The sequence below is a fragment of the Pseudomonas marginalis genome (genome assembly GCF_008692035.1).
GTDB classification, from domain to species: Bacteria; Pseudomonadota; Gammaproteobacteria; order Pseudomonadales; family Pseudomonadaceae; genus Aquipseudomonas; species Aquipseudomonas marginalis.
In genome coordinates this window covers 1-23,215 of the sequence record NZ_VTFG01000005.1, presented here as the reverse complement: position 1 = coordinate 23,215, position 23,215 = coordinate 1, and the positions used below count along the sequence as shown (strand labels likewise).

The 23,215-nt window shown below is 62.3% G+C and carries 21 protein-coding genes; 16 read left to right on the top strand and 5 right to left on the bottom strand.

Translation table 11 applies throughout. The features are described 5' to 3' along the window. Positions 1 to 5: 5 nt before the first annotated feature. A complete protein-coding gene (locus tag FX984_RS31690) occupies positions 6 to 776 on the bottom strand; it encodes a fumarylacetoacetate hydrolase family protein (RefSeq protein ID WP_027603494.1) in 771 nt (256 codons plus the stop codon). Then, positions 773 to 1,441, bottom strand: a complete 669-nt coding sequence (locus tag FX984_RS31685; protein WP_065939659.1) for a fumarylacetoacetate hydrolase family protein — start codon at positions 1,439 to 1,441, stop codon at positions 773 to 775. Before FX984_RS31685 ends, FX984_RS31690 begins: the two co-directional genes overlap by 4 nt. A gap of 161 nt (positions 1,442 to 1,602) precedes the next feature. Here FX984_RS31685 and hpaA point away from each other — a divergent pair, with 161 nt between their 5' ends. From hpaA to FX984_RS31655, 6 genes are all read left to right on the top strand, one after another. Beyond that, a complete protein-coding gene (gene hpaA / locus FX984_RS31680) occupies positions 1,603 to 2,508 on the top strand; it encodes a 4-hydroxyphenylacetate catabolism regulatory protein HpaA (protein WP_027603496.1) in 906 nt (301 codons plus the stop codon). A 173-nt stretch (positions 2,509 to 2,681) separates the two neighbouring features. After that, positions 2,682 to 3,104 carry a homoprotocatechuate degradation operon regulator HpaR gene (gene hpaR / locus FX984_RS31675; protein ID WP_027603497.1) on the top strand — a complete coding sequence of 141 codons (423 nt, stop codon included), beginning with the start codon at positions 2,682 to 2,684 and terminating at the stop codon, positions 3,102 to 3,104. A gap of 167 nt (positions 3,105 to 3,271) precedes the next feature. Further along, positions 3,272 to 4,252: a helix-turn-helix domain-containing protein gene (locus FX984_RS31670; protein ID WP_027603498.1), complete on the top strand. Its 981-nt coding sequence runs from the start codon at positions 3,272 to 3,274 to the stop codon at positions 4,250 to 4,252. A 68-nt stretch (positions 4,253 to 4,320) separates the two neighbouring features. Next, positions 4,321 to 5,253, top strand: a complete 933-nt coding sequence (locus tag FX984_RS31665; RefSeq protein WP_027603499.1) for a SphA family protein — start codon at positions 4,321 to 4,323, stop codon at positions 5,251 to 5,253. A 10-nt stretch (positions 5,254 to 5,263) separates the two neighbouring features. Continuing rightward, positions 5,264 to 6,496 (top strand): MFS transporter, encoded by a 1,233-nt coding sequence (locus FX984_RS31660; RefSeq protein WP_027603500.1) that lies wholly within the window; start codon positions 5,264 to 5,266, stop codon positions 6,494 to 6,496. 16 nt (positions 6,497 to 6,512) lie between these two features. Continuing rightward, complete coding sequence (locus FX984_RS31655) at positions 6,513 to 7,961, top strand: amidase (RefSeq protein ID WP_043293242.1); 1,449 nt, start codon at positions 6,513 to 6,515, stop codon at positions 7,959 to 7,961. Positions 7,962 to 8,023: 62 nt separating this feature from the next. On the opposite strand, the gene FX984_RS31650 is transcribed toward FX984_RS31655, so the two are convergent. Then, positions 8,024 to 8,887 (bottom strand): sensor domain-containing diguanylate cyclase, encoded by an 864-nt coding sequence (locus tag FX984_RS31650; protein ID WP_146477536.1) that lies wholly within the window; start codon positions 8,885 to 8,887, stop codon positions 8,024 to 8,026. Between the two features lie 221 nt (positions 8,888 to 9,108). Between FX984_RS31650 and FX984_RS31645 the strand changes: the two genes are divergently transcribed. Then, positions 9,109 to 9,888, top strand: a complete 780-nt coding sequence (locus FX984_RS31645; protein WP_065939665.1) for a FadR/GntR family transcriptional regulator — start codon at positions 9,109 to 9,111, stop codon at positions 9,886 to 9,888. Here the strand turns inward: FX984_RS31645 and FX984_RS31640 are convergent. Then, positions 9,828 to 10,661: an NAD-dependent epimerase/dehydratase family protein gene (locus tag FX984_RS31640; protein ID WP_146477538.1), complete on the bottom strand. Its 834-nt coding sequence runs from the start codon at positions 10,659 to 10,661 to the stop codon at positions 9,828 to 9,830. The genes FX984_RS31645 and FX984_RS31640 overlap by 61 nt on opposite strands. Before the next feature lie 81 nt (positions 10,662 to 10,742). Then, entirely contained in the window at positions 10,743 to 11,468 is a 726-nt protein-coding gene (locus FX984_RS31635) for an oligogalacturonate-specific porin KdgM family protein (RefSeq protein WP_092359640.1), read from the bottom strand. A gap of 359 nt (positions 11,469 to 11,827) precedes the next feature. Between FX984_RS31635 and FX984_RS31630 the strand changes: the two genes are divergently transcribed. The 9 genes from FX984_RS31630 to FX984_RS31590 all read left to right on the top strand — a co-directional run bounded on the left by FX984_RS31630 (position 11,828) and on the right by FX984_RS31590 (position 23,081). Then, the gene (locus FX984_RS31630) at positions 11,828 to 12,982 is read left to right on the top strand and encodes a mandelate racemase family protein (protein WP_146477540.1); all 1,155 of its coding nucleotides are present in this window, start codon (positions 11,828 to 11,830) and stop codon (positions 12,980 to 12,982) included. 72 nt (positions 12,983 to 13,054) lie between these two features. Further along, entirely contained in the window at positions 13,055 to 14,665 is a 1,611-nt protein-coding gene (locus FX984_RS31625; RefSeq protein WP_146477542.1) for an ABC transporter substrate-binding protein, read from the top strand. A 20-nt stretch (positions 14,666 to 14,685) separates the two neighbouring features. Beyond that, positions 14,686 to 15,723 (top strand): ABC transporter permease, encoded by a 1,038-nt coding sequence (locus FX984_RS31620; RefSeq protein WP_065923970.1) that lies wholly within the window; start codon positions 14,686 to 14,688, stop codon positions 15,721 to 15,723. 45 nt (positions 15,724 to 15,768) lie between these two features. Next, on the top strand, positions 15,769 to 17,379 hold the full coding sequence (locus FX984_RS31615; protein ID WP_146477545.1) for an ABC transporter substrate-binding protein: 1,611 nt from the start codon (positions 15,769 to 15,771) through the stop codon (positions 17,377 to 17,379). A 42-nt stretch (positions 17,380 to 17,421) separates the two neighbouring features. After that, positions 17,422 to 18,339 (top strand): ABC transporter permease, encoded by a 918-nt coding sequence (locus FX984_RS31610; RefSeq protein ID WP_027603510.1) that lies wholly within the window; start codon positions 17,422 to 17,424, stop codon positions 18,337 to 18,339. Positions 18,340 to 18,353: 14 nt separating this feature from the next. Beyond that, entirely contained in the window at positions 18,354 to 19,193 is an 840-nt protein-coding gene (locus FX984_RS31605) for an ABC transporter ATP-binding protein (RefSeq protein WP_065923972.1), read from the top strand. A gap of 11 nt (positions 19,194 to 19,204) precedes the next feature. Next, positions 19,205 to 19,981 (top strand): ABC transporter ATP-binding protein, encoded by a 777-nt coding sequence (locus FX984_RS31600; protein WP_146477547.1) that lies wholly within the window; start codon positions 19,205 to 19,207, stop codon positions 19,979 to 19,981. Positions 19,982 to 20,178: 197 nt separating this feature from the next. Continuing rightward, on the top strand, positions 20,179 to 21,090 hold the full coding sequence (gene kdgD / locus FX984_RS31595) for a 5-dehydro-4-deoxyglucarate dehydratase (protein ID WP_146477549.1): 912 nt from the start codon (positions 20,179 to 20,181) through the stop codon (positions 21,088 to 21,090). Between the two features lie 191 nt (positions 21,091 to 21,281). Beyond that, on the top strand, positions 21,282 to 23,081 hold the full coding sequence (locus FX984_RS31590) for a glycosyl hydrolase family 28 protein (RefSeq protein ID WP_146477551.1): 1,800 nt from the start codon (positions 21,282 to 21,284) through the stop codon (positions 23,079 to 23,081). Positions 23,082 to 23,215: the final 134 nt, after the last annotated feature.

Genomic DNA, 23,215 nt, shown 5'->3' with positions numbered 1-23,215 from the left:
GCTGCTCAAGCCTCTTTACGGGCGCTGAAGAACGCCGCTTCGCTGACAATTCGGTTAACCAGGCGGCCTACGCCTTCGACTTCCACAATCACTTCATCGCCCGGCACGACGTCCGCCAGGCCTTCGGGCGTGCCGGTGGCGATCATGTCGCCGGGTTGCAGGGTCATGAAGCTGGACAGGTATTCGATCAGGTAGGGAATGTCGAAAATCATGTCCCTGGTGCTGCCTTCCTGGCGCAACTCGCCGTTGATCCAGGTGCGCAGTTTCAGGTTGCTCGGGTCCGGCACATCGGCCACATCGACGATCCATGGGCCGACGGGCGTGGTGGCGTCGCGGTTTTTCACGCGCAGGTTGGGCCGGTAGTAGTTTTCCAGGTAGTCGCGAATCGCGTAGTCGTTGCACACCGTGTAGCCCGCCAGGTAATCCAGGGCGTCTTCGCGCTTGACGTTGCGCGCCGGCTTGCCGATGACGGCCACCAGCTCGCACTCGTAGTGCATGTAGGCGACGTTATCCGGGCGCCAGGTCACCTGGTTGTGGCCGGTGTAGGTGCCCACGGACTTGATGAAGGCCAGGGGTTCGGTCGGCGGCTTGAACGCCAGTTCAGCGGCGTGGTCGGCATAGTTCAGGCCCAGGGCGAACATGCTGCCGGTGGCCGGTGGCAGCCATTGCACCTGGTCTTCGGCCAGCAGGCGGCCGTCGGCCAGGCGCACGGCGTTTTCAGCTTCGACCTGTACCGAATGGACTTCACCTTCAAAGCGAATACGGGCGTGTTTCATGGGAGCTCCTCTGCCTTGATGTGGTTGACCAGGCGGCCGAGGCCACTGATCTCGACCTCCACGGTGTCGCCTGGCTGCACATCCACCCGGCCTTCGGGCGTGCCGGTGATCAGCACATCGCCCGCGTGCAGGGTCATGAATTCGCTGATCTCGGCGATCAGCAATGGAATATTGCGCACGAAGTTGGCCGTGGTGTTGTGCTGGCGAACCTCGCCGTTGACGTACAGCGTGATCGCGAGATTGTGCGGGTTCGACACCTGTGCGGTGGGTATCAGCTCGGGCCCGATGGCGCAGAACCCATCGCGGCATTTGGCTTTGACGGCGGGGCGGTAGTAGCTGTCTTCCGGCAGGCTGAACTCATTGACGAGGGTGTAGCCGGCCACGTAGTCGAGGGCTTCGGCCGCGCTGACGCGACTGGCGCTCTTGCCCATCACCACCCCCAATGCCGGCCCAGGCTGCAGGCGCTCGCCCTGGCCGGGATGCACCACCTCGGCGCCGTGCTGGTTGCGGGTGTTGGGCGTCTTGATGAACAGCACCGGCTTGACCGGCGGTTTCTGGTACGGCGGCTGTTCGAATTCGGCGAGGCGCTGCTTGAGCAACCCCTGGTAGTTCAGCGCGACACCGAAAAGGGTGCCGGTCGCGATGTCATGCAAGGCACGGCTCATGGGTTCTCCTGGCAGGGCCATGGCGGCCTTGCATTTAGTTAATGTGTTAACAGTTATAATTAAGATGTTAACTATCGTCAAGGGTGTAGACTGTCCACGGGGTGCTTGCAGGGTGAGCACCGCTGCATCAGGGCAATCACAATAAAAACGAGTAGCGTGCGATGAGCGACCGTCAACCCATCCCGAACATCAACATTGGCCAGGTGTACGACCAGCGCTACAGCGACGCCGAAGTCCATTACGACAAGCTGGCCAACCTGGCGGATTTCTTCGGGCGCAACATGCCCGTTCACCGGCATGACCGGTTCTTCCAGGTTCACTACGTAAAAAGCGGCACCGTGCGCGTGTACCTGGACGACCAGCAATACGTCGAGTCCGGGCCGATGTTCTTCCTCACGCCACCCACGGTGCCGCACTCGTTTGTGACCGAGGCCGACAGTGACGGGCATGTGCTGACGGTGCGTCAGCAACTGGTGTGGCAACTGATCGAAGCCGACGCCAGCCTGGCGCCGGCCGGTGTGCAATTGCCGGCCGCGTGTGTCGCCCTGACGCAGTTGGCGCCGCAATACGCGGGCGATATCCGCCGCCTGGATTATCTGTTCGAGGAACTGCGCGAAGAGGTAAAAGCCCAGCGTTCCGGGCGCAGCGCAGCCCTGGACAGCCTGACGCGGTTGATCATGATCAGCCTGTTGCGGCTGTGTTCGAACTCGTTGAAAGCCACGCCCGCCCGCCACGAAGACTTGAAAATCTTCCACCGCTTCAACGAGCTGATCGAAGCGCACTACCAGCAACACTGGCCGTTGTCGCGGTATGCCCAGGGCATTGGGGTGACAGAAGCACGGCTCAATGATGTGTGCCGGCGCATTGCCGACTTGCCGTCCAAGCGCCTGATCCTGGAGCGCCTGATGCAGGAAGCCAAGCGCCTGCTGCTGTTTACCGGCAGCTCGGCCAACGAGATCTGCTATCAGCTGGGGTTCAAGGACCCGGCCTATTTCAGTCGTTTTTTCCAGCGTTACGCCCAGCTCACTCCGGGGGAGTACCGCCAGCGCCAATCGGGATTGCGTTGAGCCAGGCATAAGGTAGGTCTTGTTGATCTTGTGCGGATCATCATGAGCATCGCCGCGGTGCAACAGAATGGCTTTTACGCCGAACCGATTGTACTTTTCACAGCCCCCAGGCTGCTTGCAGCGGTTGGCCGGCGACACTAAGCTGCCGACTCGCCCATCCAATTGGTGCCGATATGGCCAACCCCAGACCTTCGCTGACCCTGACCCTGCTGCAAGCCCGTGAAGCCGCAATGGCGTTCTTCCGCCCGGCACTGAACAAGCATGCCCTGACCGAGCAACAGTGGCGGGTCATTCGGATCCTGCGCCAGCAGGGCGAACTCGAAAGCCACCAGCTCGCCCAGCAGGCCTGCATCCTGAAACCGAGCATGACCGGAGTGTTGACGCGCCTGGAGCGCGACGGCCTGGTGCGCCGGCAGAAGTCCAGCCAGGATCAGCGCCGGGTGTTCGTGGGCCTCACCGAGCGCGGCCAGCAGTGTTTCGTCTCCATGAGCGAGGGCATGGAAAGCAACTACCAGAAAATCGAAGCGCAGTTTGGCGCGGAGAAAATGCAGCAGTTGCTGGACTTGCTCAATGAGCTGAAAAACATCAAGCCTTGAAGGTGAAAAAATTCATTAACAGGTGAACGTATTTGCCCGAGGCTGGCATCGCCGGCGCACATCCTCACTATCCATTTTCGGCACACATGCACGCGCTGCCCCGGGTTCGGAATGGAACTTGCGTGCGATACGACCTGTAAGCCTTGCAACTGAAAAAGGTTAGGTCAATGAACAATAATAATGTGCAGATGCCTGCGGCCTCGGTGGTGCTTCCACCGGCGTTACCCCTCCAGCGTTTCCTGACCAGCGACATCGACGAGCACGCTCGCAATATGGGCGGCTGGCAGGTTCGCTACGATCAGTTGTCACCTGGCTCCTTTGCCGGTGAGTTGCTGGAGTTCCGCTCGGACTGGATGCAACTGGTGCGCGACCGCTCTAATCAGGCCATGGTCAAGAGTGGTGTGGCCTGGAAAGGTGCGATCACCTTCAGCATTCCCTTGAGTGCCGACGGCCCGGTGTATTGCTCGGGGCATCCGATCCACGAGCCCAGCCTGTTGGTGGCCCACGGTGAAAACCTGCCCGAGCTGCACACTCCACAGCACTTGGACCTGCTCGGCGTGGCCATCGAAGAGCACGCCCTGGAACATGTGCTGGAGTGCCAGGGCATTCAGTTTCGAATTACCGATCTTCCCAGGTGTTACCGCTTGGGTGATTCACCCGTGCAACGTGACCTCGCGGCGTTGTTCGACGAGCTGGCGGGCTGCGATGCCGTGCTCGGGCATGACTCGATCCGCCGCGGCATCCGCGATGCGGTGATGCTGCATATGCTGGAGTTGATCGCCCCGGACCAGGCGCCACCCCTCAACCCCACGGCGCGCAAAAGGATGGTCGATCGCGCCCGCGAATATGCATTGAGTCACCTCGACGAGCCGCTGTCGATCCTCGACCTGTGCAACCACATCGGCGCCAGCCGGCGCAAACTCCAGTACTGTTTTCAGGAGACGCTGGGCATCAACCCGGTGGCCTATCTGCGGGCACTGCGCCTCAATGCGGTGCGCCGCGAACTGCGAACCAGCACCCAAGCCCACGGCGTACAGGAAGTGGCGGCGCGCTGGGGCTTCTGGCATTTGAGCCGGTTCGCAAGCGATTACCGCACCATGTTCGGCGAAAGCCCTTCCCAGACCCTGCGTCGCACGCAACTCTGCTGAAAACGGATAACCGCCTCACTCTGCGCGTTACTAGGATGGCCCACACCACTTGATGGGAGGGGCATTCGATGATTCACCACAATAATGCAAGCGCCACACGCATGACGCTGTTCACCCTGGGGCTGCTGGGTTGCTGCGCCGGTGTCCAGGCCACCGAGAACGGTGCGCCGACCACCGCTGTCGGCGTGTACGATTTCGGCGCGGGGATGATGCCGCCGGCCACGCCGTTCGGGACCGTGGGACTGCGCACGGCGTTTTACTCGGCCAATGTGCAGAAGGACCGTAACGGTCGCTCCGTCGACAACCACTTCTCACTGGATGTGTTGTCCATCGGCGTCGCCTACATGCGCATGACCGATCACACGGTGCTGGGCGCCAACTATGGTTTCGGGGTGGTGGTACCGTTCTTCAAGATGGACGCTTCCGTCAAGGTACCGACCCCGGCCGGCCCGCTGAGCCTGGAGGCCGATCCGTTTCGAATGGCCGACATGCAGTTTCTGCCGGTGATCCTGCAATGGAACCTGTCGCCGAACCTGTTTATCAACACGCAACTGCAGATCCAGGCGCCCACCGGTGACTACGACAAGAATCGTTTGATTTCCCCAGGGCTCAATCACTGGACGTTCTCGCCGATCGTCAACGCCACCTACATCACCGACAGTGGCTTCGAGGTTTCCTCAAGCGTTGAGGTGGACGTCAATACCCGCAACCCCGCGACCGACTACAAGAACGGTGTCGAATACCGCCACGAATTTGCCGTGGGCCAGCATGTAGGGCCGTGGACCCTGGGCCTGGGTGGTTACTACTACCGCCAGTTCAGCGATGACGACGCCCCGGGGTTGCAATCGGGCAACCGGGCGCGGGTGCTGGCTGTCGGGCCGGCCGTGAGTTACTTCAAGCCCGGCCTGCCGCCCATTTGGCTGCACGCCTACAAGGAAACCGATGCCCGCAACCGTGCCGAGGGTTACACCGTGGCACTGCGCATTTCTCAAAGTTTCTAAGGGGCTGGCCATGAACTCATCACATTCCGATTCCCCCTCGCCGCGGCAAGCCACCGGGCGCCGTGAAGGGCTGGTGCTGATGTTGGGCAGCAGCCTGACCATCATGGGCGCGGCCATGGTCGCGCCGATCCTGCCCAAGCTGGGCGCCGAGTTCGGTGCACTGGAACCGCGCGCCGACCTGCTGGTGCCCTTGGCGGTCACCGGGCCGGCACTCGCGATTGCGCTGTGCGCGCCCCTGGCCGGCTGGTTGGCCGACCGGGTCGGGCGCAAGGCGTTGCTGATAATCGCCACGCTGTTGTATGCCGTGCTCGGGGCCATCCCGGCGCTGCTGGATAACTTGCCCGCCATCGTCGCTGTACGCCTGCTGTTCGGCGCGGCGGAGGCGGCGGTGATGACCTGTTGCGCGACGCTGATTGCCGACTATTGGCACGGCGAGGAACGGCTGCGCTACATCAATCGGCAAGTGGTCACCATCGGTTTGGTCGGCTCGCTGTTCTATGTCGTGGGCGGCGCGTTGGGCGAACACTCCTGGCGTCTGCCATTCCTGCTGTACCTGCTGCCACTGCTGTTGGTGCCGATGATGATCAAGGTGCTGTGGGAACCCGCCGCCGCTCGCCAGCCCGTCGAGGTGGCTGAACAGGGCAGGGTGGCCGTGCTGCCGTTGGTGCTCGGTTATCTGCTGATCCTCAGTGGGATGGTGCTGAGTTTTATCGTGCCGATCCAGGCGCCGGTTTTACTCGTCAGCCTCGGCATCACTTCAAGCACGATGATCGGGCTGTCGGCGGGGGGCAGTCTGCTGGCGACCCTGGGCGGTTCGTTAGCCTGGCCGCTGCTGCGCCGGCGCATCGGTATCCCCGGTTGCAATGCGCTGTTGCTGAGCCTGCTGGGCTTGGGGTTGTGGCTGCTGATGCGCGCACCGAGCTACAGCATGGTGCTGGTGGCCGTGCTGATCCATGGCCTGGGCGCCGGGCTGCTGGTGCCCAACGCGATGGCGCCGGTGATGAATGCCCTGAGCGCGAAAACCCGCGGGCGCGGCTTGGGCGGGTTCACGGCGTTTCTGTATTTCGGTCAATTTGTCAGCCCGCTGGTGGTGGCCGTGCTCAGCGTTTACTCGGGTGACGTGCGTCGTTCAATCCTGTGGCTGGCCTGCGCCAGTTTTGCCTCGGCCCTGGCCTGGGCACTGGCAGGCCTGCAAGCACGGCGCAAAGCGCTGACCCAGGCATTCGGATCAAGTCATTCGTAATCAAGAGGAGATAGGCATGGACATCCACAACCTGCTGGACAGCGAAGACGCCACCGGTTTGGCCGAATGGGTCAGGCGCGGTGAGGTGCAGCCCGGCGAACTGCTGGAAGCGGTGATCGAGCGTATCGAACGGGTCGAACCGCAGCTGAATGCGGTGGCCGAGCGGCTTTACGATTCGGCCCGCCAGTCGGTACGCGCGTCGCGCCCCGGCCCCGGTGTGTTTGCCGGGGTACCGACCCTGATCAAGGATCTGTTTTCGCCGGTCAACGGCGCGGCGATGACCCATGGCTCGCAGGCGTTGGGAGGCGCTCGCGCTGACTTTGACGCCGAACACGTAAGCCGTATCCGCCGTGCCGGGTGCGTGATTGTCGGTACCAGCACCTCACCCGAATTCGGCACCTCGTATTCCACCGAGTCGAACCGCTTTGGCGCCACGCGCAACCCCTGGAATATCGGCCACAGTGCCGGCGGTTCCAGCGGCGGCGCGGCAGCCTTGGTGGCGGCGCGCGTCGTACCGTTTGCCCATGGCAACGATGGCGGTGGTTCCTTGCGTGTGCCGGCGTCCTGCTGTGGGGTGTTCGGCCTCAAGCCCAGCCGTGGGCTGTTGCCTTCCGGGCCGATGATCGGCGAGGGCTGGGCCGGCATGGGCAGCCCCCATGCGATTACCTTGTCGGTACGTGACAGCGCCGCGCTGCTGGATGCCACGGCCGGGATCGACCTGGGCGCACCTTATGCCGCGCCGCTGCAGGCGCAGCCCTATGTCACCGCGCTGCAGCAGGACCCTCGGCCGCTGCGGATCGCCCTGGTCGAGCAGCTCGGGCCTTGGCCGACCTCCGGCGAAAGTGTGCAAGCCGTACGCCAGGCCGCCAGGTTGTGCGAATCCCTGGGCCACCGCGTTGAACCGGTCAATTTGCCGGTGGCGCTGCCGGCATTTCTCGATCAGGTCTTCACCATCATCGGTGCAAGCACGCGTCACTACGTCGATGTGTTGGGGCAGATGCGCGGTTTCGCCGTACAGCCTGAGGAGCTGGAAGCCCGCACCCGCATTATCCTGCGCTGCAAAGGGGCTGTCAGCGGTGCGCAGTACGCCGGTGCCGTGGAATGGATTCATGCCTTGGGCCGGCAGTTGGCGGTGTTCATGCAGGATTACGACCTGATCCTCACGCCGACCCTGGCCCGCGAGCCGGTGCCGATCGGGGAGCTGGACCTGCAAGACGATCGCTTGAGCCTGGAGGAACTGATCGAACGGTTCCACAGCTACTCACCGTTCACGGCGCTGTTCAATGCCAGCGGGCAACCGGCAATGTCGGTGCCGTTGCACTGGAGCGCTGCCGGCCTGCCGATGGGCGCCCACTTCGCCGCTCGCTTTGGCGAAGAAAGTACCCTGCTGGCCCTTGCGGGGCAGCTGGAGCGGGCCCAGCCCTGGCGCGGCCGGGTTCCGCCGGTCAACGCCTGTCGGTTGTGAGCCTCTGAGGGCTTCTGCATCGGGCGGGTGGACCGACCTGCCTGATGCAAAACGCCTTCTGGTCATTCAGCCGCGAATCGCTGCCGTTTTATCCGGTACATATCACCGTCCGCATGGCTGAGCAGGGTATCGGCATCTTCCCCGTCCTGGGGATAAACCGCCACGCCGATGCTGCAGGACGGCATCTTCACCCCACCAAACTCGGGCCCCAGCGGCTCGGCCATGACCGCGAGTATCTGCACCACCCTGGCAGAAATAGCCTCCCGCGACGGGATGTCGGTCAACAGCACCGTGAACTCATCACCGCCCATCCGCGCCACCAGGTCGCTGTCGAGTACGCAGCGTTCCAGGCGTCGGGCAATCGCACACAGCACGCGATCGCCCATGGCATGGCCATGCACATCGTTGATGCCCTTGAAGTCATTGATGTCCAGGAACAGCAATGCCAGGCCGCGGTTGTGGGACTGCGCACTGTGCAGGGCCTGGTCCAGCCGATCATTGAACAGTGAGCGGTTGGTCAGGCCCGTCAGCGGATCATGGTGGGCAAGGAAGCGCAGTTCTTCTTCGGCCTGGGTGAGCGCCGTCACGTCCCGTGCGACGCCGATGCGCGCGCCCACCTCTTTGGACCAGAAGGCCGCCCACAGGATGTGCACCACGCTGCCGTCCTTGCGTATGTAGCGGTTGCGAAAGTCGACATGGGAGTGGCCATTCATGACCCGCACAATCGAGGCTCGGGTGCGCGCCAGGTCTTCCGGGTGCATGTAGTGGGTGATCAGGGTGCCGACCAGTTCGTCGGCACGGTAGCCGAGCAGGGCCTCGCAGCCATCGCTGACGAAGACAATCTGGCTGTCGCCGTCGACGACAAATACCGTATCCAGCATCAGGTGGATCAGTTTCGGGTACAGCGCTTGCAGGTCAACGGGCATGGGGTATCGGGCGTCCGGTTCATATCGGCCGATCATAGCCCGATCATGAGCTGGGGCGTCGAGCAATCCTGCACATTTTTTAGTCCGCTCGGCAGTTGCCGAGGGCGGTCTGGCAGGGGGTTTTCGCGTTGTGGGACGCGCTGGGAGCCACAGGGAGAGTTGTCGTACAACTGAATGCGCTATGATGCGCGTTCCTCCGCCAACCGAGATACCCGTTCTTGATGGACAACCCGAACGTCCAGCCCACCGTTCGCCGCCGGCACCGCAGCCTGGCCGAAGAACTGGTCACCGAGCTTTCCCGGCGCATCTGTTCCGGTGAGCTGCCGCGTGCCACCAAGCTGCCCACCGAATCCGAAGTGATGGCCGAACATGGGGTGAGCCGCACGGTGGTGCGCGAGGCCATTTCGCGCCTGCAGGCCTCGGGCCTGGTGGAAACCCGGCACGGCGTCGGCACCTTTGTGAAGGATATCCCGAGCCCCAGCGGGTTTCGCATCGACCCGGACAGCATCGTGACCTTGCAGGATGTGCTGGCCGTGCTGGAATTGCGCATCAGCCTGGAGGTGGAGGCTGCCGGCCTGGCGTGCGTGGGGCGGACCGACGAGCAATTGCAGGTGATGCGCGACTCGCTGGATGCGCTCAACTCACGGGCGGTGAGTGCCGACTACGCGGTGTCGGCAGACTTTCAGTTCCATCAGCAGATCGCGCTGGCCACGGGCAATCGCTATTTCACCGACATCATGTTGCACCTGGGGCTCAACATCCTGCCGCGTACACGCCTGCACTCCAAACGCCTGGCCAACGACAACAAGGAGCCCTTCCTGGAGCGCTTGAGTCGTGAGCATGAGGACATCTACAAAGCCATCCTGCGCCGTGACGCCGATGCGGCTCGGGCGGCGATGCGCCTGCACCTGTCCAACAGCCGCGAGCGCATGCGCCGGGCCTATGAAGCTGCCGCCGCCGAGTTGTCGAACGGCCCGGCCGCGGTGAACGCGCCGCCCTGAAGCCGGCTGCCCGGTTCATCGGCCGGCGCTGGCGATTGCTGCTCGACCTTGGCGCGAAACGCTTCCGAACTGTCCTTGGGCGCAAAGCCCAGGTGCTCGGTGTGCCGGGTGCTCCACCAGCGATCCCGATTGGCCGAGACGCCATACACCACATTGTGTCCCACATCCTTGGCCAGCAGGGCGCGCGCCACCAGATGGTCCAGGTCGGCGTAACTCAGCCAGGTCGACAGCATCCGCCGGTTGCGCGGCTCGGGGAACGACGAGCCGATGCGCAAGCTCACGGTTTCAATCCCATAGCGGTGAAAGTAGAACGCCGCCAGGTCTTCGCCGTAGGCCTTGGAGAGCGCGTAGTAGCCATCCGGACGGCGTGGTGAGTGCACGTCCAGTTCAACGTCCTGGGGATAGAAACCGGTGACGTGGTTGGAGCTGGCAAACACAATCCGCTTGACCCCCTGCTGTCGCGCCGCCTCGTAAATGTGGAATGTGCCGCGAATATTGGCGTCGAGAATCTCCTCGAACGGCCGCTCCACGGAAATCCCGCCCAGGTGAACGATGGCGTCGACGCCGTTGACCAGTGCCGCCACGGCGGCCTTGTCGGCCAGGTTGCAGGTGATCACTTCGTCGTGCTCACCACGGCTGGGGGCCATGGGGCTGATGTCCGAGGCGCGGACGATGTCGGCATGGGCCTGCAAGGTGTTCCGCAGGATTTGCCCCAGGCCGCCGGCGGCGCCGGTGAGCAAGATGCGCGTGAAGGGTTTAGGTGGTGTGGTCATGGTCAGGTCTTCCATTGAACGCTGGATGCAGGTGGCTTGCCTGTCGAGCGATGCGCACTCGCCAGGCAAGTTGTGGGGGCTTTACATGAAGTTGTACTGGATGCCCAGGCGCCACCGCGCCTGGCGGTCTTCGGACGTGGCGTTGACCTTCACATCACCAATCTCCATGAACGGTGCCCATTCCTTGTTGAGCTTGTATTTGACGATCAGGTTCTGTTCGTAATCGCTCTTCTTGTTGTCGTAGCGGATGTAGTCAGTCTTGAAGTAGATGAACTGATATTCGTACGCCCACTTACTGGCCGGCGTGTAGCCGAGCCAGCCCTCGAAACGATGGGTGGTCTGGTCATCCTTGATGTGGTCGGGCAAGTCCTCGTTGACCTGATCGCGGTCCAGCTTCTTGGCGTCCAGGCGATAGCGCGTGGCGGCGTAGAAGGCGTCGTTGATCTTGTAGTTGTACTTGAGGCCGAACTTGTAGGTGGTCGAGTCTTTCGAGCTGTCCATCTGGAACGCCGGGGTCAACGTCGATTGCGCGCTGAGTTTGTAGTTGTAGCTCACGGTGAACTCGTGCCCGTTGTTGACCATGTTGTCGTAGGCGACGTCTTCACGGTCTCCGGCGGTGCGGTATTTCATTTCCGCTTCAAATCCCAGGCCACTGTCAAGGCGGTAGTTGAGCTTGATTCGGTCAGCGTGGGCGCTGTCCTCCTCGGTGAACTGGTGGCGGTAGTTGATGCTGGCGGAGTCAGCGCTGACATACAGCGGCAGGCCGAGGGTCAGGGCAGTAACGAGCGTGCGTAGGGTGGTGTTCATACGGTCTTCTTTTTTGTTTTTGTTAGGGTCGTTTGACGGTTGCTACGGCAGTGGGTTGTTGCGTATGGATCTCATCTAAGGTGCCGATATACGTTATCGTACGACAAGATGACTCGTCTATGGGTTATCGGTGGTTTTGAAACATCTTGAAATATATGTGCCCAGTGAATAGGGCTTTACAGTAATCCAAGTTATTCCTTAGTTGTCTTTAAAAATAAGGGTTTTGCCGGGATTTACTGAAAATGCATGCAGAAGAGGGGCGGGTTATTGGGTCTTTTCAAGTGTTGTACGATGACCTATGATCGGTCGCAACAGACGACACTCCCGTCACAAATCCAATAAGAAGGCTTACGACGTCCATGAGAATCACAGCAGTCAACGTCCAGGTATTTTCCTACCCGACCCGCCGCGCAGTGGACAGTGCCGGCCATGCGCACCCCGGTGATGTCACCCAGGCGCAGATGGCTTTGCTGCGCATCCAGACCGAAGACGGCCACGAGGGTTATGCCTTCGGCGCCCCTGAACTGATTCGCCCGTATGTACTGGATGGTTTCGTGCGCAAAGTGCTGGTGGGGCAGAACGCTTTCGATCGCGAAAAGATCTGGCACGACCTCGCGCACTGGCAGCGCGGCAGCGCCAGCCAGTTGACCGACCGCGCCCTGGCGCTGGTGGAGCAGGCCCTGTGGGATTGGGCCGGGCGCAAGCTGGGTGTGCCGGTGCACAAGTTGATTGGCGGTTTCCGCGACAAGGTGCCGGCCTACGGCTCCACCATGTGTGGCGACGAACTGCCCGGTGGCCTGGCCACCCCTGAAGACTACGGGCGTTTTGCCGAGACCCTGGTGCAGCGCGGCTACAAGGCCATCAAGCTGCACACCTGGATGCCGCCGGTGTCCTTCGCCCCGAGCCCGCGCATCGACGTGCAGGCTTGTGCGGCGGTACGCGAAGCGGTTGGCCCGGACATCGCCCTGATGCTCGACGGTTATCACTGGTACAGCCGCACCGAGGCGCTGTACATCGGGCGTGAGCTGGAGAAGCTCGACTTCGCCTGGTTCGAAGAGCCGATGATGGAAGAGTCCGCCGAGTCCTATGCCTGGCTGGCGGGGCAGTTGGACATTCCGGTGCTGGGCCCGGAAACCCTGTCCGGCAAACACCTGAGCCGCGCCAGTTGGGTCAAGCACGATGTGTGCGATATCTTGCGCGCCGGTGTGGCGGGCGTCGGCGGCATTGCGCCGTGCCTGAAGGTTGCGCACCTGGCTGAATCCTTCGGCATGGATTGCGAGATTCATGGCAACGGTGCGGCCAACCTGGCCGTGGTCGGCGCGATCAAGAACTGCACCTGGTATGAGCGTGGCCTGTTGCACCCGTACCTGGATTACGACGAAGTGCCGGCCTACCTCAAGCGTCTGGTAGACCCGATGGACAACGACGGTTTTGTGCACCTGTCCGACTTGCCGGGCCTGGGTGAAGACATCGATTTCAACTTCATCGAGACCAATACGCTTAAAAGCTTCTGACGTGTACAGGGTCAGTCCGGCATCCGTCGGGCTGATCAAGAGCCCTATAAATATAAAAAAGGCACTCTTGTTATGAGCATTTTCCCTTCGCTGTGGGCGCGGGTGTTCGTCGCCGCGCTGGCTGTCACCGCTGTACCTGCAAGCTTCGCAAAAACCCCGGCCGATCAATTGATCGTCGGCATGAGCATGATCAACCTGCTGTCCCTCGACCCGGCGGCGGCCACCGGCCTGGACGTGTCGGAGATCAACGCCAACCTCTATGACATGTTGCTGGTGCAGGACGTCGCCCAGCCGGATCGCCTGGTACCGGCGCTCGCCGAGCGCTGGCAGGTCAGTGATGACCGCAAGACCCTGACCTTCAACCTGCGCACCGGCGTGAAATTCCAGTCCGGCAATGACCTGAGTGCCGAAGACGTTGCCTGGTCGTTGCAGCGCGTGCTCAAGCTCAACCTGGCGCTGGCTTCCACCTGGAAGGCCTACGGCTTTACGGCTGAGAACGTCGAGCGCTACATGCGTGCCACGGATGCCTCGACCTTCCTGATCGAGCTGCCCCGGCCCACCGACCCGCTGCTGGTGCTCAACACCCTGGCGACCTCGCCGAGTGCGTTTGTCCTCGATCGCAAGAAAGTCCTCGAACACCAGAAGAACAACGACATGGGCGCCGCCTGGCTGGTGACTCATGCCGCCGGCAGCGGTGCGTTCGTGCTCAATGACTGGCGCGCCAACGACGTGATCCTGATGACCCGTTTCGACGGGTACTGGGGCGGCCCGGCCAAGCTCAAGCGCATCGTCATGCGCAACATGACCGAGTCGCAGTCGTTGCGCCTGATGATCGAGCGCGGCGACCTGGACATCGCCAAAGGCATGTCTGCGCCGGACATTGAAGCCCTGCAGAAAAGCGCCAAGGTCCGCACCCAGACCTTGCAGCGCGGCACCCTGTACTACGTCGCCCTGAGTGTGAAGCAACCGATGTTTGCCGATGCGCGCGTGCGCAAGGCCGTGCGTGCGCTGATCGATTACCAGGGCATCAACCAGACCGTCATGCCCCATTACGGCGTGATCAATCAACGGCCGCTGCCCCTGGGCCTGGCCGCGCGCCTGCCGGATCCCGGCTACACGCTCAACGTCGAGCAGGCCAAGGCCTGGCTGGCCGAGGCCGGTTACCCGAACGGTTTCAAGACCACCATTCGCGTGCTCGCCGAACCGCCGTTTATCAACATTGCCTCCAACCTGCAGTCGACCCTGGCCCAGGCCGGTATCGACGCCAGCATCATCACCGGCACGGGCAACCAGATCTACGGCGCAATGCGTGAGCGCAGCTTCGACATCATCGTCGGCCGCGGCGGTGGCGGGGCGGAACGGCATCCGCACTCCAGCCTGCGTACGCTGGTGTACAACCCGGATAACCGCGATGAGGCCAAGCTCACCAACTTCCAGGGCTGGCGCACATCCTTCTACAGCCCCGAGCTGAACCAGCTGATCGAGCGCGCGGAAGTCGAGCCTGACACAGGCAAGCAACTGGCCCAATACCGCGACATCCAGGAGCAGGTCGACCGGCAGGTCGGGGCCATTTTGCCGGTCTCGCAAATGACCGACACCGTGGTGGTGTACGAAGACGTGGCCGACTTCCAGGGCCATACCGCCGCGACCACGCGCTACAAAGACGTCTACAAGAAGCGCTGACCGATTATCAGGAGCTCACTATGTTTGTTATGACTGCCTCTGTCATGGGCGCTCGCGCGTCCAACACGGCCCGGCGCGCGGGTACGGTGCTGGTGACCTTGCTCGGCCTGCTGGCCCTGACGTTCATCATCGGCCGGGTCATGCCGCTCGACCCCGTGCTGGCGGTAGTCGGGCCGGATGCCGACAGTTCCACCTATGATCAGGTGTACCGGTCGATGGGCCTGGACAAGCCGATCTGGACCCAATTCGGTCTTTACCTCAATGACCTGCTCCACGGTGACTTCGGCAATGCGCTGTTGACCGGCCACCCGGTACTGGACGATATCCTGCGGGTATTCCCCGCGACGATTGAACTGGCCACCCTGGCGATTCTGTTCGGCGTGCTGATCGGTTTGCCCCTGGGCGTCTGTGCCGCCAGCAACCAGGGGCGCCTCGGCGATCACGTGGCGCGGGTGATCACCTTGTTCGGCTACTCCACGCCGATTTTCTGGCTGGGCATGATGGGGTTGCTGGTGTTCTACGCCTGGCTCGGCTGGGCCGGTGGAGCGGGGCGCATCGACCTGGCCTATGACGGCATGGTGCCCGAGGTCACCGGCCTGCTGCTGATCGACTCGACCCTGGCACGTGACTGGGAGGCCTTCGCCAGCGCCCTGCGCCACATCGTGTTGCCGGCGCTGATCCTCGGCCTGAACTCGGTGGCGTATATCAGCCGCATGACCCGCAGCTTCATGCTCGAGCAGCTGTCCCAGGAGTACATCATCACCGCGCGGGTCAAGGGCCTGTCCCGGCGCCAGGTGGTGTGGGGGCATGCGTTTCGCAACATCCTCGTGCAGTTGCTGACGGTGGTTGCGCTGGCCTACGGCTCGTTGCTGGAGGGCGCGGTGCTGATCGAAACCGTGTTTGCCTGGCCGGGGTTCGGCCAGTACCTGACCAGCAGCCTGATGCTCGGCGACATGAACGCGGTGATGGGCTGCGTGTTGGTGATCGGCTTGATTTTCGTCGCGCTCAACCTGATCAGCGACGCCTTGTACAAGGTGTTCGACCCCCGTACCCGTTAACGCACTGCGCCGTACCGATAAAACTATAAAAAGAAGGAATTTTGCATGAAGACGGTATTTTCAACACTGCACCTTGGCCTGTTGACGGCGATGCTCGCCCTTGGGCCGATGACAACGGCCAGCGCCAAGACCCCCGCCGATCAATTGATCGTCGGCATGAGCATGGTCAACCTGTTCTCCATCGACCCGGCCAATGCGCCTGGCCTGGATGCCTCCGGCGTCAACGCCAACCTCTACGACACCCTGATCAAGCGTGACCGGGGCAACCCGGAAAAACACCTGCCGCAATTGGCCGAACGCTGGGACATCAGCGAAGACGGCAAGCAGGTGACCTTTCATCTGCGCCAGGATGTGAAATTCCATTCGGGCAACCCGCTGACCGCCGAGGACGTGGCGTGGTCGCTGTACCGGGTGATGAAGCTCAATTTCGGCCTGGCCACCACCTGGAAGGCCTACGGCTACAGCGTCGAGAATATCCAATCGCTGATCCGCGCCACGGACGCCCACACCCTGGTCGTCGACCTGCCGCAGACCCTGGACCCGCTGCTGCTGGTGGACTCCTTGGCGATCTCGCCGAGCGCCGTGGTAGTGGACCGCAAGACCGCCCTGGCCCATGAGAAAAACGGCGACCTCGGCGCCGGCTGGCTGGTGACGAACGAGGCGGGCAGTGGTCCCTTCGTGCTGACCAAATGGAGCGCCAACGATTCGCTGCTGCTGACCCGTTTCGACGGCTACTGGGGCGGCGCGGCGAAGCTCAAGCGCGTGGTGGTGCGGCACATGACCGAATCCCAATCCTTGCGCCTGATGCTCGAACGCGGCGACCTCGACCTGGCCTACGGCATGGCGGCGCCGGACATTCGCGCCATCGACGGCTCGGACAAAATCCAAGTGCAGTCATTGCCGCGCGGCACTATGTACTACGTGGCGATGAGCATGAAGCAACCCGAGTTTGCCAAGACTCAGGTGCGTGAAGCCGTGCGCAACCTGATCGACTACAAGGGCCTGGATGAACAGGTGATGCCGTATTACGGCAAGCTCAATCAGCAGCCGATGCAGTTGGGGCTGGAAGCGCGCTTGCCGGATCCGGGTTATCACATGGACGTGGCCAAGGCGAAAAAGCTGCTGGCCGAGGCGGGTTACCCCGACGGTTTCAACACCACCATTCGTACATTGTCGGAGCCGCCGTTCATTGACATCGCCGCGCGCCTGCAAGCGACCCTGGCCGAAGGCGGGATCAAGGCCAGCATCGTCACCGGCACCGGCAACCAGGTCTACGGCGCCATGCGCGCGCGCAATTTCGAGATCATCGTGGCCCGTGGCGCCGAGCGCTATCCCCATCCGTATTTCAGCCTGCGCACCTTCGCCTACAACCCCGACAACAGCGATGACGCCGGCTTGCCGAACTTCCAGGGCTGGCGCGCTTCGTTCTTCAATCCGCAGCTCAACAGCCTGATCGACCAGGCGGGCGTGACGCGCGATTCGGCACAGCGGGTCAGCCTGTATCACCAGGCGCAGACGCTCTATGACCAGCAGGTGGGGCCGATCCTGATGATCTCGCAGATGACCGACACCGTGGTCAGCGCTGCCGACGTCAAGGGTTTCAGTGGTGACGATGCCGAGGCCACCCGCTACCTGGGTGTCTACAAGCAGCGTTGAGTGGGGCTGCGGCCCTTCAGAATTCACACAGAGAAGATGCTTATGAATGCCAATCTGTCTTCCATCGACACGGCGGCGAAGCGGCCGGTGGATCGCTCGCCGGGCTCCAGTTTCGATGCCTTCTGCAAGAGCGGCCTGCGGGTGCTGCGTCACCTGTTGCGCAACCCCATGACCCTGGCGGGCCTGCTGGTTGCGCTGCTCTTGGTGGTGGTCGCGGCCTTTGCGCCGTGGATCGCCACCCACGACCCGGTCGCGCAAAACCTCGCCACAGCCTTGCAGGCGCCGGGCTCGGCGCACTGGTTCGGCACCGACGAATACGGTCGGGATATTTTCAGTCGGCTGGTCTATGGCTCGCGGATCACGCTGTACATCATTGCCCTGGTAACCGTGATCGTCGGTCCCATCGGGCTGTTTATCGGCACCGTCTCGGGCTACTTCGGCGGGGCGGTCGACACCGTGTTCATGCGCCTGACCGATATCTTTATTTCCTTCCCCAGCCTGGTCCTGGCGCTGGCCTTTATCGCCGCCCTGGGCCCTGGCCTGGAGCATGCGGTGGTGGCGATTGCCTTGACCTCATGGCCACCGATTGCGCGGCTCGCGCGGGCTGAAACCCTGTCCCTGCGCAACGCCGACTTTGTCGTCGCCGTGGAACTGCAAGGCGCGTCGCCGGCGCGGATTATCCTGCGCCATATCGTGCCGATGTGCCTGTCCTCGGTGATCATCCGCCTGACCATGAACATGGCCGGGATCATCCTCACCGCCGCCGCGTTGGGCTTCCTCGGCCTGGGTGCCCAGGCGCCGCTGCCGGAGTGGGGCGCGATGATTTCCACCGGGCGCCGCTACATGCTCGAGTGCTGGTGGCTTGTGGCGGTTCCCGGGGCGGCGATCATGTTGGTCAGCCTGGCCTTCAACCTGTTGGGCGATGGCCTGCGGGACATCCTTGATCCGCGCAGCGAATAATCGGAGAACACCTTATGTCTGCCATCAAGCTGAATGTCGAAGGGCTGAATGTGCGCTTCGTCAGTGGCCAGAAAGAAACCCACGCCGTGCGCGATGTGTCCTTTACCTTGGGTCGGGAGAAACTGGCGATTGTCGGTGAGTCCGGCTCAGGCAAGTCCACCGTCGGGCGCAGCCTGCTCAAGCTGCATCCGCCCAGCGCCAGAATCACCGCCAAGGCCATGGCGTTTGGCGAGGTCGACCTGCTCTCGGCCAGTGAAAAGGCGATGCAGAAGATTCGCGGCCAGCGTATCTCGATGATCATGCAAGACCCCAAGTACTCGCTGAACCCGGTGGTCAAGGTGGGCGACCAGATTGCCGAAGCCTACCTGGCCCACCACAAGGCCAGTCGCAGTGATGCGCGCGAGCGAGTCATGCAGATGCTCGAGCAGGTGCACATCCGCGATCCGAAGCGGGTCTACAACCTGTACCCCCACGAGGTGTCCGGCGGTATGGGCCAGCGCATCATGATCGCGATGATGGTGATCACGCGTCCGGAAGTGATCATTGCCGATGAGCCTACGTCGGCGCTGGATGTCTCGGTGCGCCAGCAAGTGCTCAACGTGCTGGAAGAACTGGTGGATCAGCAGCAGATGGGGCTGATTTTTGTCAGTCACGACCTCAACCTGGTGCGCAACTACTGTGACCGCGTGCTAGTGATGTACGCCGGGCGCGTCGTCGAATCCCTGGCTGCCTGCGACCTGCAATACGCCGAGCATCCCTACACCCGTGGCCTGCTGGCCGCGCTGCCGAGCATGGATAACCGTCGCGTGCACCTGCCGGTGCTCAAGCGCGATCCACTCTGGCTGACTCAATAAGGAACCTGACCATGCCCATGATCCAAGCGCACGCCTTGAACCTGAGTTTCGGCACCGGCGCTGCCATCAACCAGGTGCTGCACGATGTGAGCCTGAGTGTCGCCGACGGCGAATCGTTCGGCCTGGTGGGGGAGTCCGGTTCGGGCAAGACCACCGTGCTGCGCTGCCTGGCCGGGCAATACCGGCATTGGAACGGCGAGCTGAGCATCGCCGGCGCGCCGTTGCAGCACAAGATTCCCAAGGAGCACTTTCGCAAAGTGCAGATGGTCTTCCAGGACCCCTACGGCTCCCTGCACCCCAGGCACACCATCGACACCGCCCTGCGCGAGCCGCTGATTATCCACGGGGTAGGGGACAAGGACGACCGGATCAACGAGATCCTGCTCAAGGTCGGCCTCAACGACAGCTTCCGCTTTCGCTATCCCCATCAGTTGTCCGGTGGGCAGCGCCAACGGGTGGCGATCGCGCGCGCGTTGATCCTTGAGCCCCGCGTGCTGTTGCTGGATGAACCGACCTCGGCCCTGGATGTGTCGGTCCAGGCCGAGATCCTCAACCTGCTGGCGGACCTGCGCCAGCGCGAGAAACTCACCTATCTGCTGGTCACCCATGACCTGGGGGTGGTCACTCACTTGTGCGACCGGGTGGCGGTGATGCAGCACGGCCGGATCGTCGAATTGCTCGACTGCCAGGCCTTGAGCCAGGACCAGGCCGTGCACGACTACACGCGCATGCTGGTGCAGGCCAGTCGTGACTTCAGCCAGGAGTCAGAGCGACGGCGGGTCGACTGATTTCTGTAGTCATCGTATGACTATGCTTGATTGGTCATGCGCTGATTACTATGAAATGCGATTAATGTGCTGTTTTTATTGAGTTAAATCTAAAGGTGCGAACTAAGGCACTTAGGACTAGCTAACAATCATTTGTAGTTGTACGATGACGTACCTCTTAAGGTATCCCTTTATTTTTTGATTTGAGGTTTGCGAACATGACGCCACAAGAACTAAAAACAGTCCTGTCTTCCGGCTTGCTCTCGTTCCCGGTTACCGATTTTGACGCGGCCGGTGACTTCCGTGCCGACACCTATGCCCGCCGCCTGGAATGGCTGGCCCCCTACGGCGCCAGCGCGTTGTTCGCAGCCGGGGGCACCGGGGAATTCTTCTCCCTGGAAGCCAAGGAATACACCCAGATCATCAAGACTGCCGTGGACACCTGCAAAGGCCAGGTGCCCATCCTCGCCGGGGCAGGGGGCCCGACTCGTCAGGCCATCGCCTATGCCCAGGAGGCCGAGCGCCTCGGTGCCGCCGGTATTCTGCTGATGCCTCACTACCTCACTGAAGCCAGCCAGAAAGGCCTGGTGGCCCACGTTGAGCAGGTGTGCAATTCGGTGGATTTCGGCGTGGTGGTGTACAACCGCAACCTGTGCCGTCTCAATGCCGACAGCCTCGAGCAGCTGGCCGAGCGCTGCCCGAACCTGATCGGCTTCAAGGACGGCATTGGTGAAGTCGAATCCATGGTGTCGATCCGCCGTCGCCTCGGCGACCGCCTGACCTACCTCGGCGGGCTGCCGACCGCCGAAGTCTATGCCGCGGCCTACAAGGCTCTGGGCGTGCCGGTGTATTCCTCGGCGGTGTTCAACTTCATCCCGAAAACCGCGATGGATTTCTACCGCGCCGTGGCCGCCGACGACCACCCCACCGTGGGCCGCTTGATCGATGATTTCTTCCTGCCGTACCTGGCGATCCGCAACCGCTGCGAAGGTTATGGCGTGAGTATCGTCAAGGCCGGTGCACGCCTGGTCGGCCACGACGCCGGCCCGGTGCGCGCGCCGTTGACCGACTTGCTGCCTCAAGAAGTGGAGCAGTTGGACGTGCTGATCAAGGCATTGGGCGCCCAGTAAGCCCCTTGTAGGAGCGAGCTTGCTCGCGAAAAAACCACAGACGACTCGGGCCACCCGGTAACGCGTGTGTTCGTTGACGCGTTTCGCGGGCAAGCCCGCTCCTGCAACCGCCTTATCAACTACCTCGAAAAAAGCGGGCGGCAGATGTAGCGCCCCTCGGTGTGAATACCGGCAAAAACAAGGAGAACAACATGCCGTATCAACCCTCGAAAAAAACCTCGGTGCGTTGCGCGCTGGCCCTCGTGGCGCTTGGATGCAGCCCGCTGTCATGGGCGCTGCAAGCCCCGTCAAAACTGCAGGTACCGACGCTGGCCTTTGATGACCGGCAAATCATCCTGGTGTGGGAAAAACCTGCCGAGCATGCCGGCATCAAGGATTACCGGGTCTACGCCAACGGCACGCTGCTGGGCAGCGCCAATGCCAATAATGACCAGGTGTCACCGGCCAAACCCTACATCGACCAGTTTTATCGACAAGACACCGCCAACTTCCACCATCGCGTCGGCATTCACAGCTTCACCGCCCAAGGCCTGAAGCCCGACACGGTGTACCGTTTCACCGTGCGTTCGGTGGACGGCAACGGCAAGGAGTCCGCCGACAGCGCCCCGGTGCTGCAACGCACCACCCCGGTTGCGGCGGTATTTGACGTGAAAAAATACGGCGCCAAAGGCGACGGCAGTCACCTCGATACCCAGGCGATCCAGAACGCCATCGATGCCTGCACCGTCGGTTGCAAAGTCTTGCTGCCTGAAGGCACCTACAAAAGCGGCGCGCTCTACCTCAAGAGCAACATGACCCTGGAGATCGCCGAAGGCGCGACCCTGCTCGGCTCCGAGCGCGCCGAAGATTACCCGCTGGCCGGCTACATCCAGTACCCGTATTCCACCACTGTGCGCCCGGCCTCGCTGATCAACGCGTTGCCCCGTGATCCGCGCCAGCATCAGTCATTCGAAAACATCCGCATCGTCGGCAAGGGCACCCTCGATGGCAATGGCTGGAAGCGCAACGTCGATGTCGTCGACGAACGTGGCCAGGCACTGCCGTTCTACCTGCCCAGTGACAATACCCGCTATGCCCGGGACGGCATCCTCGCCAAGGCGCAGGTGGAACAGGCCGTGGCACGCGGCATGAACGTCAAGGACGCCTACGGGCAGATGCGTTCCTCGCTGATTACCCTGCGCAATGTGAAGAATGTGTTCTACGGCGGCTTCACCGTGGTGAACCCGGCGTTCCACGGCATCATGAACCTGGAGACCGAAAACGTGGTGCTGGCCAACACCACCCACACGACCTACGACGCCAACAACGGCGACGGCATCGAGTTCGCCAACAGCAAGGGCGCGATGGTGTTCAACAACTTCTTCGACACCGGTGATGACTGCGTGAACTTTGCGGCCGGCACCGGTGCCGACGCCGTGCACCAGCCGCCGCAGGAAGACGCGTGGATTTTCAACAACTACTTCCGCAAGGGTCATGGCATGGTGGTCGCCGGCAGCCACACCGGCGCCTGGATCCAGAACATCCTGGCCGAAGACAACGTGTCGGACGGCACCGATGCCGGGTTGCGCATGAAGAGCACCAACTTCATGGGCGGCGGCGCGCGCAACGTCACATTCCGCGACTCGGCGATCCGCAATACCGTCAAGCAGGCGTTCATTTTTACCCTCGACTACAACGACCCGAACGCCAAGCTCGACTATCAGCGCTCAACCATCGCGGGGCAGTTCAAGGACATCCGGGTGAGCGACGTGAGCGTCGAGAATGCCCAGGGAGCGGCGATCGAGGTCAAGGGTGATGCCTTGCACAACGCCTACCATCAGGGCCTGGTGTTTGAGCGCGTGCGCTTTCGCGGCGCGGCCAAGGCGCGTATCGATGGACTGAAAGACTCACGCTTCGACCACGTGGTCTTCAGCCAGACCGGCGCTGCCAACCCATGGCAGGTCAGCGATAGCCAAGGGCTGGTGTTCAAGGAGGTGGAGCCGGCACCGTAAGCGCAAACGTTATGGCGAATGGACCCTCGTAGTGAGCGGGCTTGCCCCGCGCTGGGCTGCGCAGCAGCCCCAAAACACAGCCCCGGAACTGTCTGGCACACTGCAGCGTTCTTATTGGGGCTGCTACGCAGCCC

Excerpts from the sequence above, each read along its gene's own strand:
- FX984_RS31685 (WP_065939659.1), bottom strand. The coding sequence starts at position 1,441 with ATGAGCCGTGCCTTGCATGACATCGCGACCGGCACCCTTTTCGGTGTC.
- hpaR (WP_027603497.1), top strand. The coding sequence starts at position 2,682 with ATGGCCAACCCCAGACCTTCGCTGACCCTGACCCTGCTGCAAGCCCGT.
- FX984_RS31600 (WP_146477547.1), top strand. The coding sequence starts at position 19,205 with ATGCCCATGATCCAAGCGCACGCCTTGAACCTGAGTTTCGGCACCGGC.
- FX984_RS31690 (WP_027603494.1), bottom strand. The coding sequence starts at position 776 with ATGAAACACGCCCGTATTCGCTTTGAAGGTGAAGTCCATTCGGTACAG.
- FX984_RS31635 (WP_092359640.1), bottom strand. The coding sequence starts at position 11,468 with ATGAACACCACCCTACGCACGCTCGTTACTGCCCTGACCCTCGGCCTG.
- FX984_RS31655 (WP_043293242.1), top strand. The coding sequence starts at position 6,513 with ATGGACATCCACAACCTGCTGGACAGCGAAGACGCCACCGGTTTGGCC.
- FX984_RS31620 (WP_065923970.1), top strand. The coding sequence starts at position 14,686 with ATGTTTGTTATGACTGCCTCTGTCATGGGCGCTCGCGCGTCCAACACG.
- kdgD (WP_146477549.1), top strand. The coding sequence starts at position 20,179 with ATGACGCCACAAGAACTAAAAACAGTCCTGTCTTCCGGCTTGCTCTCG.
- FX984_RS31650 (WP_146477536.1), bottom strand. The coding sequence starts at position 8,887 with ATGCCCGTTGACCTGCAAGCGCTGTACCCGAAACTGATCCACCTGATG.
- FX984_RS31665 (WP_027603499.1), top strand. The coding sequence starts at position 4,321 with ATGATTCACCACAATAATGCAAGCGCCACACGCATGACGCTGTTCACC.
- FX984_RS31630 (WP_146477540.1), top strand. The coding sequence starts at position 11,828 with ATGAGAATCACAGCAGTCAACGTCCAGGTATTTTCCTACCCGACCCGC.
- FX984_RS31605 (WP_065923972.1), top strand. The coding sequence starts at position 18,354 with ATGTCTGCCATCAAGCTGAATGTCGAAGGGCTGAATGTGCGCTTCGTC.
- FX984_RS31640 (WP_146477538.1), bottom strand. The coding sequence starts at position 10,661 with ATGACCACACCACCTAAACCCTTCACGCGCATCTTGCTCACCGGCGCC.
- hpaA (WP_027603496.1), top strand. The coding sequence starts at position 1,603 with ATGAGCGACCGTCAACCCATCCCGAACATCAACATTGGCCAGGTGTAC.
- FX984_RS31610 (WP_027603510.1), top strand. The coding sequence starts at position 17,422 with ATGAATGCCAATCTGTCTTCCATCGACACGGCGGCGAAGCGGCCGGTG.
- FX984_RS31645 (WP_065939665.1), top strand. The coding sequence starts at position 9,109 with ATGGACAACCCGAACGTCCAGCCCACCGTTCGCCGCCGGCACCGCAGC.
- FX984_RS31660 (WP_027603500.1), top strand. The coding sequence starts at position 5,264 with ATGAACTCATCACATTCCGATTCCCCCTCGCCGCGGCAAGCCACCGGG.
- FX984_RS31670 (WP_027603498.1), top strand. The coding sequence starts at position 3,272 with ATGAACAATAATAATGTGCAGATGCCTGCGGCCTCGGTGGTGCTTCCA.
- FX984_RS31625 (WP_146477542.1), top strand. The coding sequence starts at position 13,055 with ATGAGCATTTTCCCTTCGCTGTGGGCGCGGGTGTTCGTCGCCGCGCTG.
- FX984_RS31615 (WP_146477545.1), top strand. The coding sequence starts at position 15,769 with ATGAAGACGGTATTTTCAACACTGCACCTTGGCCTGTTGACGGCGATG.
- FX984_RS31590 (WP_146477551.1), top strand. The coding sequence starts at position 21,282 with ATGCCGTATCAACCCTCGAAAAAAACCTCGGTGCGTTGCGCGCTGGCC.